Origin of the sequence: Psychrobacter sp. 1U1, assembly GCF_051847535.1 — a bacterium.
In the GTDB taxonomy this organism is placed as follows: domain Bacteria; phylum Pseudomonadota; class Gammaproteobacteria; order Pseudomonadales; family Moraxellaceae; genus Psychrobacter; species Psychrobacter saeujeotis.
Genome location: NZ_JBPYDD010000004.1, coordinates 38,654 through 53,613 on the forward strand (window position 1 = coordinate 38,654; position 14,960 = coordinate 53,613).

Annotated in this window: 13 protein-coding genes; 11 read left to right on the plus strand and 2 right to left on the minus strand. The window is 42.6% G+C overall.

Annotation, left to right across the window (positions count from 1 at the left end; genetic code table 11):
- Nucleotides 1-6: 6 nt before the first annotated feature.
- Nucleotides 7-2,070, minus strand: coding sequence for a TonB-dependent receptor domain-containing protein (locus tag ACS8FB_RS06850; RefSeq protein ID WP_439261680.1), 2,064 nt, complete (start codon nt 2,068-2,070; stop codon nt 7-9).
- A gap of 674 nt (nt 2,071-2,744) precedes the next feature.
- Here ACS8FB_RS06850 and ACS8FB_RS06855 point away from each other — a divergent pair.
- Entirely contained in the window at nt 2,745-4,184 is a 1,440-nt protein-coding gene (locus ACS8FB_RS06855; protein WP_439261681.1) for a uracil-xanthine permease family protein, read from the plus strand.
- Between the two features lie 123 nt (nt 4,185-4,307).
- Here ACS8FB_RS06855 and ACS8FB_RS06860 read toward each other — a convergent pair whose 3' ends face one another.
- Entirely contained in the window at nt 4,308-4,970 is a 663-nt protein-coding gene (locus ACS8FB_RS06860) for a TetR/AcrR family transcriptional regulator (protein ID WP_439261682.1), read from the minus strand.
- 231 nt (nt 4,971-5,201) lie between these two features.
- Between ACS8FB_RS06860 and uraD the strand changes: the two genes are divergently transcribed.
- The 10 genes from uraD to ACS8FB_RS06910 all read left to right on the plus strand — a co-directional run bounded on the left by uraD (nt 5,202) and on the right by ACS8FB_RS06910 (nt 14,734).
- A complete protein-coding gene (uraD, locus tag ACS8FB_RS06865) occupies nt 5,202-5,723 on the plus strand; it encodes a 2-oxo-4-hydroxy-4-carboxy-5-ureidoimidazoline decarboxylase (RefSeq protein WP_439261683.1) in 522 nt (173 codons plus the stop codon).
- 43 nt (nt 5,724-5,766) lie between these two features.
- Nucleotides 5,767-6,135 (plus strand): hydroxyisourate hydrolase, encoded by a 369-nt coding sequence (gene uraH / locus ACS8FB_RS06870; protein ID WP_299217180.1) that lies wholly within the window; start codon nt 5,767-5,769, stop codon nt 6,133-6,135.
- Between the two features lie 67 nt (nt 6,136-6,202).
- Complete coding sequence (locus tag ACS8FB_RS06875; protein WP_439261684.1) at nt 6,203-7,543, plus strand: urate hydroxylase PuuD; 1,341 nt, start codon at nt 6,203-6,205, stop codon at nt 7,541-7,543.
- A 202-nt stretch (nt 7,544-7,745) separates the two neighbouring features.
- Nucleotides 7,746-9,257 (plus strand): NCS1 family nucleobase:cation symporter-1, encoded by a 1,512-nt coding sequence (locus tag ACS8FB_RS06880; RefSeq protein WP_439261685.1) that lies wholly within the window; start codon nt 7,746-7,748, stop codon nt 9,255-9,257.
- 266 nt (nt 9,258-9,523) lie between these two features.
- Nucleotides 9,524-10,516, plus strand: a complete 993-nt coding sequence (gene puuE, locus ACS8FB_RS06885) for an allantoinase PuuE (RefSeq protein WP_439261686.1) — start codon at nt 9,524-9,526, stop codon at nt 10,514-10,516.
- A gap of 42 nt (nt 10,517-10,558) precedes the next feature.
- Complete coding sequence (locus ACS8FB_RS06890) at nt 10,559-11,119, plus strand: ureidoglycolate lyase (RefSeq protein ID WP_439261687.1); 561 nt, start codon at nt 10,559-10,561, stop codon at nt 11,117-11,119.
- Between the two features lie 99 nt (nt 11,120-11,218).
- On the plus strand, nt 11,219-12,055 hold the full coding sequence (locus tag ACS8FB_RS06895; protein WP_299217194.1) for a bifunctional allantoicase/(S)-ureidoglycine aminohydrolase: 837 nt from the start codon (nt 11,219-11,221) through the stop codon (nt 12,053-12,055).
- A 226-nt stretch (nt 12,056-12,281) separates the two neighbouring features.
- Nucleotides 12,282-12,557: a Trp family transcriptional regulator gene (locus ACS8FB_RS06900; RefSeq protein WP_439261688.1), complete on the plus strand. Its 276-nt coding sequence runs from the start codon at nt 12,282-12,284 to the stop codon at nt 12,555-12,557.
- 65 nt (nt 12,558-12,622) lie between these two features.
- Nucleotides 12,623-14,041 (plus strand): anthranilate synthase component I family protein, encoded by a 1,419-nt coding sequence (locus tag ACS8FB_RS06905; RefSeq protein ID WP_439261689.1) that lies wholly within the window; start codon nt 12,623-12,625, stop codon nt 14,039-14,041.
- A 33-nt stretch (nt 14,042-14,074) separates the two neighbouring features.
- Nucleotides 14,075-14,734 (plus strand): anthranilate synthase component II, encoded by a 660-nt coding sequence (locus ACS8FB_RS06910; protein WP_439261690.1) that lies wholly within the window; start codon nt 14,075-14,077, stop codon nt 14,732-14,734.
- Nucleotides 14,735-14,960: the final 226 nt, after the last annotated feature.

Consider the following 14,960-nt stretch of genomic DNA (forward strand, 5'->3'; position numbering starts at 1 on the left):
AAAGGTTTAGAATTGATACGTGAGTGAGGCTTTGATGTTGCGACCTGGCTCAAAGTCAGTACTCTCATCTTCAATGGCATTGAAGCGTGACGCATGGCTGGCATAGGTTTCATCAAACAAGTTATACACTCCAAGCGTTGTAGTAACATTATCAAGCTGACGCGGCGCGTAATCCATATAGATATCGTGTACGTCATAGCTTGGCTTAGTCTCTCCTTGATTGTCAGTGATAGAGGCGACATAAGTACTGCGCCAGCCAAGCCCAACCATATCATTTGGTGCATAGTTTAAGTTGACCATATAGCGATCGCCTGAGTCAGCACTACCGCCGCTCACTGAGGGAATGCTATCGCCAGTCTTATCGCCTTCGCTACGGGCACGCGAATAGCTCAGACCCATGCCAAAGTCTTGAACAGCATAGTTGGCCGCCAGCTCAACACCATCTATCTTATAGTCTTCATCACTGTTGTACATACCTTGGCACTCACCGCCTATCGCGCCAGTTTCGCAGTCAAGACCAAACCTGCCTGGGCGATCACCCGTACGCATATACAGCTGATAGTCTTCGATATTGGTTCTAAAGTATTTTGCACTCAGTTGTAGCGCATCATCAGCGACGGTTAGATCGCGTAGTGTAGTAGCCACACCAACTTCAGAGTTATAACCCTCTTCTGGCTTGAGATCATTATTGACATAAAGTCCTTCACCGTTTTTATTAAACACGGCTTGAGCCAAATCTGGGCCATTAAACAGCTGAGTATAACTAGCAAATACTTGCGTGCGCGGGGCAATCTCGTAGCTGGCCGCCAAAGCACCGACGACATTGTCATAAGTGGAGCCACCCGCCACAAATTCAGGCGATTTATAACGGTCATAGCGCACGCCTGGCGTCAGGGTCAATTTGCCCATTTGCCATTGGTCTTCTAGATAGACTGAAGTGTTATTGGCACTGTCATCACCAGTCTGAGCACCATCTCGCGCCATTTCAGATTCTTTTTTATAATGCTCAGCGCCTGCGATTAGCTTATGGCGACCTGCATTGGTATCAATGACACTGGTGTTTTCAACTTTAGCGCCCGTGGTTTTTACTTTTGCATTCCAGTCATAGTCTGATGTTACCTCAGCATTATTATTACGAGAAATCTCTGTCTCGGTTTGATAAACAGTGGTATCAACATCAACCAGCTTATTTAGCGGATTGAAATTGTAGTCGAGCGTATAAGTGTCGCGTTTTACCTGTTGCGGTATTGGGTCATCACCTAAGCTTGGAAAATCCGGGCGAAATGGGAAAACACCTTCTTTGTCGGTACGGCTAAAGCTTGCACCCACTCGGTGATTGTCCGTGAGATAAGCACCAGCTTTTAATAAGACATTTTCGCTTTCGCTGTCTTCAAACAATTCGCGGCCGCTGCCATCTTCGCCTGAGTCTGTATCACGTTTGCCATAGTAGGCCAATAAATCGACATTATCAGTTGGCGCGCCATAGACCGTCGCTGATGTGAGTAGCTCGTCATTATTACTGGCATAACCGGCTTTTAATTTTGCGCCAATTTTTTGACCAGGTCTTAGCAAGTCTGCGGCATCAACGGTTTCAAACGCGACTGCACCGCCCAAGGCATCATTGCCAAGCGTGACTGAGTTGTTGCCCACGGACACCTCAGCTTGCTTGAGCAAGTCAGGATCGATGGTGACATCGCCCATATGATAAAACAGTGGCCCTTCTTGGCGCGCGCCATCGATTGAGACTTTTAAATTGGTATCATCAAGGCCACGCACACGGATGCGCTGATTGACTGTGGATGTGCCGCCGACTGTCACCCCTGGCACCACGTTTAAAAAATCGCTCAAATGGCTGGCCTGCTTGGCGGGCGTATAATCTTCGATATAAACGCTGTCTTCTTGTACTTTATCTCTGACCGACGTATTGGCCGTAACGGTAATGGTTTGTAAGGTCGTACTAGGCGTATCGTCTGCCGCCGCACTGGCCGCTTGTGTCCATAATATGGCTGCCACACCCATTGATAATACGGTTAATGGGTTGGATGAGATTGATAACTTTACTTCACGCATAACACACTCACTTTAATGACGGTCAAAATTATATTTTTAGAATTACTATTAAAAACTGTTTATCAACGGTTTTTACCCTAACTCACCTTTTAAATACTTATCTGCTTTTAACAAGATTGGTTTTACAATAATTAAAACTTCAATCGTAATCAGTTAATTGCATATAATAAGAATATTGTAAATGTTAATGATAATGATTAACATTTAAATAATGGCAAGTATGATAACGGAGTAATAACATTTTGGCAATAATTAATATGAGAATTTAATATTAGAAAAACATTGCAATTAGCTACCTTTTCGTTATACGCTAAGATATCTGACCATATAGTCAGGTTTTTTAGGTATTATAGTTAATGACATTAATAAATAGATGATTATTGACATAGTTAGTGCTATTTAAAGAAGTTATAAATCAGCTACATACAGTTGGTTGCGTAACACTTTAAGCAAGCGACTGTTATAACTCTTTTATAGTAAATTAACTATTAATAATGGCTAATCGGTTTTATTAATTAGCACAAGGATCAGTGCGACTCTTTGTTGGATAGATAGGCAATACGATTCGTTATATAGTTTTAAGCGAATAGGGAGTTCTAGCTTACACACTTCCTGTATTACTAAATATTTCTGATAAGGATTGGACTAAAAAGTCACTCTAGGAGGAAGCCCAGATGAGTAAGACCACTCAAGGAAACCCTGATTTATTATACGGTCTGCATGATCGTCCCGCCCCTACAAAAGCATTTTTAGGTGCCGTACAGCACGTCTTAGCCGCTTTTGTCGGCGTTATTACTCCCTCATTAATCATTGGTGGTGTTTTAGGTCTGGGTGAACATATTCCCTACCTTATCAGTATGGCCCTGATGGTATCTGGGGTTGCTACCTTTATTCAGACTCGCAAGGTCGGCCCTGTAGGCTCAGGCCTTATGGCACTACAAGGTACCAGCTTTGGTTTCTTAGCGGCCGTATTGGCGGCAGGTTTTGTAGTCAAAAACAAAGGGGGAAGTCCTGAAGAGATTTTATCGGTCATCTTTAGTATCACCTTCCTTGCAGCATTCGTTGAAATCTTTTTAAGCCAGTTCATCACTAAACTTAAGTCCCTGATGAGCCCAATCGTCACTGGTTGTGTCATTGTCACTATCGGTCTGTCACTCACTAAAGTTGGTCTAACCGATCTAGCAGGCGGTGTTGGTGCTGAAAATTTTGGTAGCATACCAAACTTGTTACTAGGTGGCGGTGTCTTAGTGAGCGTAGTGCTTATTAGTATCGTACCCAATAAAGTTATTCGCTCAAGCGCTATTTTTATTGGTCTGATGTTAGGCTTGCTGATAGCAGCATTTATGGGTCGTATCGACTTCTCTTTAGTCGCTGAAGCCCCACTATTGACTGTACCTATTCCTTTTAAGTTTGGTTTTGGTTTTGATTGGCAGGCGTTTATTCCTATTGCCTTTATGTATATCATTACTAGTATTGAGACTGCGGGTGACTTAACTGCGACCTCAATGATCTCAGGCGAGCCTATTAAAGGTCCAATATACGAAAAACGTATTAAAGGTGGGGTATTAGGTGATGGTGTCAACTCCGCCATTGCTGGCATATTTAACAGCTTCCCAGTCACTACGTTTAGTCAGAACAACGGTGTTATTCAGATGACAGGTATTGCCAGTCGTTATGTTGGCTTCTATGTCGCTGGTATCTTATTCTTTATGGGTTTATTTCCTATCTTGGGCGCTATATTTACTCAGCTGCCAAAACCAGTTGTTGGCGGAGTAACCTTGCTGATGTTTGCAACCGTGGCCACCGCTGGTATTCGTATTCTATCAACAGTGAACTTTACTCATCGCAACATTTTAATCATTGCCACATCTTTAGGCCTTGGCTTGGGGGTTGCATTTGTACCTGATGTATTCGCACAAATGCCACAGCTATTCCGCAATATCTTTGGTTCAGCAGTGACGATGTCAGGTATAGTAGCTATTATGCTTGATATGATTTTACCGAAGAGCTTCGGTGTTGAATACGATACTGATGAGCAGCATCATGAGGATGGCTTGAAACCTGTACACAAATCACCTCAGAGTAAAAATGAGGTCGAAAGACAGGCGCTATAATTTGCCCTTCATTTAATTGAGTACAGTAAGAAGGGCTTGCTGTACTTTTAGTACCTGTTTAACGATAAAGCACTCATACAGCTCCATTGTTAATAGGGTTTTTCGTATTGACTATACAAGCCATTAAAGACCACAGCCTTTCAAGATAAACGGTACCAAAAACTCAGCCGCTCGTGCTTCATCTTGCTTATCATAAGCATTTTTCTCCATTAGACCGACGATTTCTGTTTCAAATTCAGCATACCTTTGAGTTGTCGCCCAAATCAGAATCAGCAATTGTAATGGATCAACAACGCTTATTTTGCCTTGTTCATGCCATGTCTTCATTACCTGCGTTTTATCCAGTGCCCACTCTTTCATCGTAGTCGACATAAAATCATGGAGGTGCGGTGCACCGCCGATGACCTCAAGCGCGAACAGCTTATGTCGGTTTGGATTGGCAAATGCCTGATGCAGCTTGGTACGTACAAACTTTTCGATAACGACTTTGGGATCACTATCCACTGTCATGGTAATCAGCCCCTCGTTCCATTCTTGAATAATAGAATGCAGCACAGCCTTGTACAGATTTTTTTTATTTTTAAAATAATAATGAATATTGGCTTTTGGTAACCCTGCTCGATCAGCGATACCTTGCATGGTGGCACCGCGATAGCTTTGTAGAACAAACTCCTCTTCAGCCGCTGACAAAATCAGTGCCTGATTTTGCGCGCGTATATCTTGTTGACTACGATGAGTATATGCTTCAAAGGCGGATGAGATGTTTTCTTGATTTTGATGAGCCATATTTTAAACCATTAGGTATTATTGTTGAGTAGCTATGTTCTGGTGAACAAATGAGTTGAATTGTTGGTTTTTATAGAACAATTTTTAGTTTTTATAGAACATAGTAAGATAAATACAAGTATTTCGCATAAAGTAGTTGACCAAATGGTCAGGTTTAAGCAGAATAGGTAATATTAAAGCAATAACTACTTAAGTAATACTACTTTTGTATAAAAAGAAAAGGATTTCGTTGTGAGCTTAACTTTACAGCAATTTAATACTCTCTCGCAAGAAAAGGCGACCTCATGTCTCTTAACCTGTTGCACGAGCACCAGCTGGGCACAGAAAGTGGCGAATGCTCGTCCTTTTACAGATATAGATGCTTTACTCACTTATAGCGATGAAGCATGGCAACAGGCTCAAACGACTGAAGCAAATCTGCTTGAGGCCTTTGACGGTCATCCGCAAATCGGTAATGTCGACTCACTAAAAGAAAAATACCGCAATACTCAAGATAGCGCTGCGCATGAACAATCAGGCGCAAATGATGCCGAGGATGATGTGATTGCAGCACTGGCTCAAGGCAATCAAGACTATCTAGATAAGTTTGGTTTTATCTTTATCGTATTTGCCACGGGTAAAAGCGCACAGCAAATGCTGGACCTATTGTTAGCACGCCTACCAAACGATCGCGCTACTGAGCTGGTTAATGCTGCTAATGAGCAAAACAAAATTACGCGTTTGCGCCTACAAAAACTACTGGGCACAGCTTAACTTAAACTTCGTCTTACTTGTACAATAAATAAAAGGAATTATCATGTCAGGTACTCTCTCATCACATATCTTAGACACCCATCTTGGCAAACCTGCCGCTGACATCGCTGTGACGCTCCATCGTGTAAACGCAAGCGGTGAGGCATCACTATTGGCCAAGGGGGTCACCAACGCTGATGGTCGCGTAGCACCAGATAGCTGGTCTTTTGACCCGACTATTGACATTGCCGAATATCATTTAGATGTTGGTCGTTATACATTAACGTTTGATACTCAAACTTATTTTGACGCACAAAAGCTAACAGCTTTTTATCCGCAAGTGGTTATCGATTTTATGATAAGTGACAATGGTCATTATCATATACCGCTATTACTAAGCGCACATGGCTACAGTACCTATCGCGGTTCGTAAAAATTATTACATTTCAGTGTAAGAACATACTGAATGAAAGAACATTGGACAAAAGGACATTTGCCATATGGGTGCATATCTTCTCGATTGGGTCGCTTTATTTTTTCGCTGGTTTCACGTTATTGCTGGAATTGCATGGATTGGTGCGTCCTTTTATTTTGTTTGGTTAGATCTTAGCCTTCGTAAGCCACCACAATGGAAAACCGACAAAGGTATTTCAGGCGACTTATGGGCTGTACATGGCGGCGGTTTCTATGAGATTGCTAAATATAAGCTTGAACCTGAAGAGATGCCCAAAACTTTGCATTGGTTTAAATGGGAAGCTTATACGACATGGTTGACGGGCATGGCGATGCTTTCTATTGTTTATTATGCCAACGCCACCGCTTATCTCATCGACCCAAGCAAAATCGCTTTTGGTAGTGGCATTGGTGCCATATCAACAAGCTTACTATTTTTATTTGGCAGTTACTTTATTTATGAAGTGATTGTTCGCAGTCATCTAGGCAAAAATGCCTTTGTATTTAGCTCGACTATCTTTACCTTATTAATTATTGCAACGTGGGGTTCGTATCAGCTGTTCAGCGATCGCGCGTCCTTTATTCATATTGGTGCCATTTTAGGTACTGTGATGGCAGGTAACGTATTCTTTGGCATCATGCCAGCTCAGCGAGCACTTGTAGATTGTGTGCGGCGCGGTGAAAAACCAGGTAAAGAAGTTGCTGATCTAGCTCTACAAGCAAAAAACCGTTCACTGATGAACAACTATTTTACCTTACCGCTTATTTTTACCATGATTAGTAACCACTATCCGATGATGTATTCTCATGAGCATGGTTGGTTAATCTTAGTATTTGTAGGTATTATCACAGCCCTTGTAAGACACTATTTTAACCAAAAGCATTTAGGTAATACTCAAACAAAATTCTTATGGATTCCTGCGCTATTAACGTTATTATTAATTATTTGGATGCGTCCAGCCCCAATTAAGCCATTGCCTGCTGCTACAGCTCCAGTCGCTGCTGCACCTGCAGTGACTGACAGCACGCCACCGACTGCTAGTACAGATACTGAAGTAGAAAATGCTGCAGCCGTTGACACGACCAGTACTACTGACAGTGCTAATGATAGTAGCGCTGCTGAAACTGTACCAGTTACCGCCTCAGCTGACGATGCTATCATGGCTGTCGTGCATACGCGCTGTAGTACGTGTCATGCCGTGCAGCCGACTCAACAAGGATTTGCTGCCCCGCCAGCAGGCATCATCCTTCAAACGCCTGAAGATATGAAAATTCACAAAGCCAAAATCGTCACTGCAGTACAAAGTGGCTATATGCCTCTAGGCAACATTACGCAATTAACGGATGAAGAACGTCAGCAGATCGTCGCTTACACTTCAGGTTTGTAGTTTTCAAATACCGACTCTTATGGTGTAAGTAATAATGCTAAGCTCATGATTACTTACCGTTTACAACGTTGTCGCTATTCATTCAGTTAAGTCAAAAATTATCTTGACCAATGACTTAGACATCCTTAAAGTGTTAACAATGGATATTATTAAGTGTTAACAATCTCAGTTACGATTGACTCTAATCTAAAGGAAGAAAAGGATGTCTAATAATGAGCGACAAGGAAGTCAGCAGAATACTCATAAGAACACGGCTCTCTATGACTGTAATAAGTTTAATCCCGAGCGTAAAAGCTCCAGATTATACAATGAAGATTTAGCACCGTTACAGCCAGAACAGCGCAACTGGGGCTGGTTTGCGATATTTAATGTCTGGTCTAATGACATCCAAAGTTTATTTGGTTATACCCTTGCTGCGTCTTTGTTTTTGAGCTATGGTTTGAGTGGTTGGTGGGTTATGGCAGCCATTATCTGTTCAGGCTTTATCGTCATGTGGATGGTGAACTTAACTGGTAAGCCTAGTGTCAAATATGGTATTCCTTTTCCTGTATTGATACGTGCCAGCATGGGCATCAACGGTGCCAATTTACCTGCTATTTTACGCGCTATTATCGGTATCTTCTGGTATGGGGTGCAGACCTACTTTGCCTCGACCGCAGTCGCCATCTTATTGGCAATCTTTATAGGCAGTCCGGATACAACATTTTTAGGTTTAAACAGTACCGCATGGATTGCTTTTGTGATTGTTTGGGTATTTCAGATTCTGCTATTTTGGGCAGGTATTGAGCCAATCAAGCACTTTTTAAATTGGGCAGGTCCCCTGGTTTATGTTGTGATGGTCGTCCTTATGGCGGTTATTTGGTATCAGTCAGGTTCTGAGTTGCTACCAGCCATCAACTCTATCTTTGCAAGTGGCAGTGATTACAGTGGAAACTCCATCCAAGCATTTACTGCTATCGTCGGTACGATGGTTGCTTACTTTGCCGCAGTCGTCATCAACTTCGGGGATTTCTCACGCTTTCTACGCAGCGAGCGTGATATGCGCTTAGGTAACTTAGTGGGTCTACCCATTAATATGGTGTTTTTCTCTTTCATCGCTTTGGTCATTACTGCTGGTACCTTGGTCATATTTGGTGAAGCGTTGACCAATCCATCGGACATTGTTGATAGAGTGGACACCCTCTCCTTGACTATTGTTGCGGCGGTGACCTTTTTTGCTGCTACGGTCGGTATCAATATGGTCGCAAACTTTATTCCTCCAGCTTACGATTTGGCCAATTTGTTCCCTAAACATATTAACTTTCGTAGGGGCGGCTTAATCACTGCTATTATCGCCTTCTTTGTTGGCGCACTGTGGTTATCATTCATCAGTAAGATCGGTATTGTTGGTTTTGTCAATGCTGTCGGTGCCATCATCGCTCCATTTTTTGGAATCTTGGTAATCGATTACTACCTGATTAAACGTCAACATATCGATATGAATGATTTGTTTTCTGATCAGCCAACAGGCGCTTATTATTACTACAAAGGCTGGAACATTCGTGCGCTTATCGCCTTTGCCATCGGTGCTTTATTCTCTATTGCCACGGTGCTGATACCAGCGCTTACCAAGCTTGAAGGCTATGGTTTCTTGTTAGGTGCCGCATTAGGGGGTGTCGTATATTGGGTCTTGATGCGCTCTTATGCAGTAGATCCTGACACAATAGTAGAATGAGAACCACAGTATAAAAATAAGCCTGCTTGTAAAAGTCAGTACAAACGATCTTATCTTTGTACTGACTATTTGCTCAATAGGCGTTGCTACAATATCAAAACGGTTAGATCACTAATGAAGCCTACTCATAACGCTCAATCGATAACATTCAACTCGTAATAAATACGCGATAACGCTCTATTATATTTTTATCGCGTTCTTATCCTCTTTTAGTTAGTAAGTTTCGAGCGACTATACTGCTCTGTTTTTATAAAGGATTAAACAAGATGACAAAAAAGATTACCAGCGATTTTAATCATGATGCCTACCCCCGCGATCTAAAAGGCTATGGTGCCAATCCGCCACAAGTAAACTGGCCAGGCGGTGCAAGAATAGCGGTGCAGTTCGTCCTAAATATCGAAGAGGGCGCAGAAAACAGTGTCATGCATGGCGATGGTCAGTCTGAGCGCTTTTTATCGGATGTTTTAGGGACACCAGAATTTAACAACCGTCACCAGTCTATCGAGTCTGCCTTTGAATACGGTAGCCGTGTGGGCGTTTGGCGAGTGTTAGATGTTTTTAAAGAATATGGTCTACCAATTACCACCTTTACTTGTGCTTCTGCTGCTGAAAAGACACCGCACATTATCGAGCGTGTTTTAGAAGACGGGCATGAGGTGGCAAGCCACGGACTACGCTGGATCACTTATCAATACATGTATCGTGAGACGGAGCGTGAACATGTACGCCGAGCAACTGAAATCTTTAATCGCATGCTCGGTGGTCAGCCACTAGGTTGGTACACTGGGCGTGATAGCCCTAATACACGTGAGCTGGTCGCTGAGCAAGGTGGCTATATCTACGACTCTGATTCCTACGCTGATGAACTACCTTACTGGCTCAATGTGAAGGTAGAAGAAGGCAGTCAGCTAACCCGCAAACCGCATTTGGTTATCCCTTATACCCTTGAAACCAACGATATGCGTTTTGCGTCAAGTCCAGGATTTACCAATGCTGAACCCTTTTATCAGTATTTAAAAGACAGTTTTGATACCCTTTATGAAGAAGGTGCCAAAGAAGGCAAAAACGCGCCAAAAATGCTAACCATTGGCTTGCATTGCCGTATTATTGGCCGTGCTGGCCGTATTACTGCGCTCAAACAATTTTTAAAATACATCACCAGCAAACCTGATGTTTGGGTCTGCCGCCGCGATGAAATCGCCAAGCATTGGTACGAAAATCATCCTGCCACAGATGACAATACTGCTAATTGGATGTAATCTATAATGAATGACATTGTTAATTGTCATAAAGGTGATCTTATGAAAACTACGATAATTGCTCAGCCTTTAACTAAAGCTGCATTTAAGCCATATGGCTCAGTGATTGAGCCTTATAGCGATGAAGAAAAAACCCCCGAAAATAGCTGGGATATTAATCGCGGTTATGCCTGTCGTCATGACTCCATCACAAAAGTTGCTCTTGACGGCGGAGAGGTTGGTCTTAGTATATTCCGTACTAAAAGACGTGATTGCCCTATTACTCTATCAGTTATGGAATATCATCCGTTTGGTACACAAGCTTTTTTTTCTATGAATTCAACAGACTATTTGGTCGTCGTGGCCAAACCAGGCGATCCACCTAAATCAGCTGATGATTTAGAAGTTTTTTATGCTTATTCGCATCAGGGCGTTCAATATGACGCTAACGTTTGGCATCATCCGCTACTTGCTCTAAACGCTGATTGTGACTTTTTAGTTATCGATCGCATTAATGGTGAGGGCAATAACTGCCATGAATTTGAGATTGATGATTGGGAAGTTTGCATTGATGTCGCTACTGAGCAAGCTAGGTCAAATAGAGCAAAGGCTAATACTGTTTAGAAGTTAGATGATTCATAATTTTACAGATATAACTCCTCTTTGCTCTATGAGTTTAAATACAAATTTATCGTGACACAAAACTGCTAAGGAACATCAATTATGTCAACAAAAAGTACTTATTACGCCCCTACAGGCGGCTTGCCTCCGCAAACGCAATTACTATCTGACCGCGCTATATTCACTGAAGCTTATGCCATCATTCCCAAACGTGTGCTCACTGATATTGTTATCAGCTACCTACCGTTTTGGCAAGGTATGCGCATGTGGGTGATTGCACGCCCACTGACAGGTTTTTCTGAAACTTTTTCACAATATATCGTCGAAGTTGAACCTAATGGCGGCTCAGAAAAACCTGAGCTAGATGCAAAGGCTGAAGGTGTCATATTCGTCGTCGAAGGTGAGATGGACATGACCATAGAAGGCGTATCACATCATCTTGAAGCGGGTGGATATGCATTTTTACCACCTGGTTGCAAATGGTCGTTGAAAAACAATGGCGACAAGCATGTTAAATTCCACTGGATACGTAAAGCTTATCAATTTGTAGAAGGTATTGATGTGCCTGAACCCTTTGTCACTAGCGATCACGAAGTCGAAGCGATTGAAATGCCAGGTACAGAAGGCGTATGGAAAACCACTAGATTTACAGAGCAATCAGACATGCGTCACGATATGCATGTCAACATCGTGACTTTCCAGCCAGGTGGTGTGATTCCATTTGATGAAACTCATGTGATGGAACATGGTTTATATGTACTAGAAGGTAAAGCGGTCTACCACTTAAACGCTGAGTGGGTAGAAGTTGAAGCGGGTGACTTTATGTGGCTGCGTGCGTTCTGCCCACAGTCTTGCTACGCTGGCGGTCCTGGACCGTTTAGATACTTACTCTATAAAGATGTGAACCGTCATATGCCGTTTATTCGTCCAGAACGATAGGTAACTTTGAGTAATAAGCGCTATAAATACATACTACTCCATAATAGAGCCAGCTAATAACCATTAGCTGGTTTTTTGTTTTTATAGCAAATTGAATCATAATAAAGTAGTTCTTTGATCAAGTACTGGTAAAACAATCAATAACTGTACTTGTTTTCCATGTACTATTGCACTAGAATACTGAAACAGTATATTATTCATCCTACTATCATAAAGATTAAATACCATGAGCATTGATCCCTATCACAGTTTATTAACTCATTTAGCAAATTGCAGTGACAGTACCGCTATTGACGTGTTATTTAGTGCGTTATTGACTGATAAAGAACAGCAAGAAATCGCCAATCGTATTCGTATTTTTGATCTATTAGCACACGGTATGACTCAGCGTGAGATATCTGAACAATTAGGCGTCGGTATTGCCACTGTCTCGCGTGGGGCCAAAGTGATGCAAAGTCATGATGTCAGTGCGCTACTAGCGACCCATAGACAAGATGCTTAATAAATAAGATCACACAACTTGAATCTATTTTTTGCCAATATTTATAAATCTCCTCGGACATTGTTATGAGCTCTTCTATATCCCAACATGATCATCCTGCTGCGATTGATATTCCCAGCAAACCACAACGCATCAAACTGACACAAGATATCGATTTTTTCGCGCTATTTAAACGTATTGAGCGTGCTTTTGAGACCTGTTATCTACTCGAGTCATTGGGCGAAGATGGTCATATGGCACGTCACCATGCCATCGGTTTTGATCCAGTTATGACTATCGCAGCCATTGACCGCACTACCCTGGCTATCACTGATAATAAAACAGCGAATACCAAACATTATCAGACTGGCAACCCTTACCAGTTGCTGCGAAAAATTACGCCGCAGCATGTCATTGCTCGTGACCAAAGCGGTGGGCTGGTCGGCTATTTAGGTTATGACAGTGTCAATTTTTTTGAGCCAAGTCTTAATGCTAAGCCCAGTGACGATTTTGAACCCTTTAAATTTGGCGTGTATTTAGATGGATTGACGCTAGACAAAATGACCGGGGAAATCTTCTATTTTTATTACCCGACTGCTCAGCAAGACAATCGTATTGAGCAAATCAAAGCCCTACTTGATGAGCCAGCGCCTAGCTATGAAGCGCCCAGAGTTGATTTTTTGGGCGATGGCATGAGTTCAGAAGAACATGCCAAGGTAGTGATGCAGGTCAAAGAAGACATTATCTCTGGTCGTATTTTTCAGTGCGAGGTCGGCTTTAAGTCAAAGTACCGTATCGTTGGTGACAAAATGCCGATTTATGAAAAGCTACGGGCGGTCAATCCGTCACCACATATGTATTTTATGAAATTTGCCGAGCAGTGCATCATTGGTGCCTCCCCTGAGCTGCTGTTTCGCTTACGTCAAGGTGAGATGGAGACCTACCCACTCGCAGGCACCGCTAAGCGTGGCGTCGATATAGTGGAGGACCGTAAGCTTGCTCGTGCCTTACTAAATGATGCTAAAGAGATTGCCGAGCACAATATGCTTGTTGACCTGCACCGTAATGATATCGGCCGCGTCGCGCGCTTTGGCACGGTAAAAGTACGCAGTCTAATGGACATCAAACGCTTCTCACATGTCCAGCACATTTCTTCTGAAATCGTTGGGATTTTGCACCCTAATGAAGATATGTTTAGCGCTCTAGCCAGCAACTTTCCCGCTGGCACCTTATCAGGGGCACCAAAAGTAGAGGCTATTAAGGTCATCAATGAGTTAGAGCCTGATGGTCGCGGTGCTTATGGCGGCGCGCTTGGTTCGTTTAATTTTAATGGCGATTGTATTTTTGCTATTCCTATTCGTAGTCTATTTATCAATGGTGAATCCGCTTACGCGCAAACTTGCGGCGGCAATGTCTACGACTCCAACCCTGCTGATGAATATCTTGAGATTCAGCGTAAGCTTTCTGCCATGAAAGTGGTGTTAGACAGCTTTATGACCGCCTAACTTTCCTATATCTCAGTAAAGAGCTTATGACTTATGAACGTTTTAATTATCGACAACTACGACTCCTTTACCTTTAACTTATATCAATATATCGGCGAGATTTTGCAAACCATGGATGATGATAAAGACGGCACTAACGCTGCAAACGTCATCGTTAAACGCAACAACGAGATTACTTTGCCTGACGTACAAGCGATGAATCTTGACCGTATTATCATCTCACCCGGCCCTGGCTCCCCCGATGATCCAGCCTATTTTGGCATCTGTGCAGAAGTAATTGAGACACTGGGTAAGACGGTGCCACTACTGGGTGTTTGCTTAGGCATGCAAGGTATCGCTCATGTATTTGGCGGAGATGTGGTTCAAGCTAGCGTACCGATGCATGGCAAAGTCTCAGCCATTCGCCATGATGACGCAGGTGTCTACCAAGGCTTGCCGCAAGAACTTGAAATCATGCGCTACCACTCACTTATGGTACGAGCAGATACTTTGCCTGAGTGTTTAAGCGTCACAGCTGTCATTGCAAATGATGCATACCATCATTTAAGCTTGGCTGAGTCAGCGCTTGCAGGAGATGAGATTATGGGATTGCAGCATAAAGAATACCCAATTCAGGGCATGCAGTTTCACCCTGAGTCCTTTGCCACCGAAGGCGCCAAACGGCTACTTACCAATTTTTTATTGCAAGTGTAGTTTGTTTTAAGTAAGTATAATTACGCGCTACTGGTATAGATACTCTTTACTTTCTGCCACTTCGCACTCGTCGCTGGTATCTATTTAATGATGACTTATCAACTTGTGTTAGCGCGTTAGTCACACTTTCATGATAGACTGAAAAGACGAACAAAAGGCAGCCTTTAATCAGGTTGTCTTTTATTATTTCAGCATGGTAATGAAGAAAAAGCTTGAAGAGGTTGTT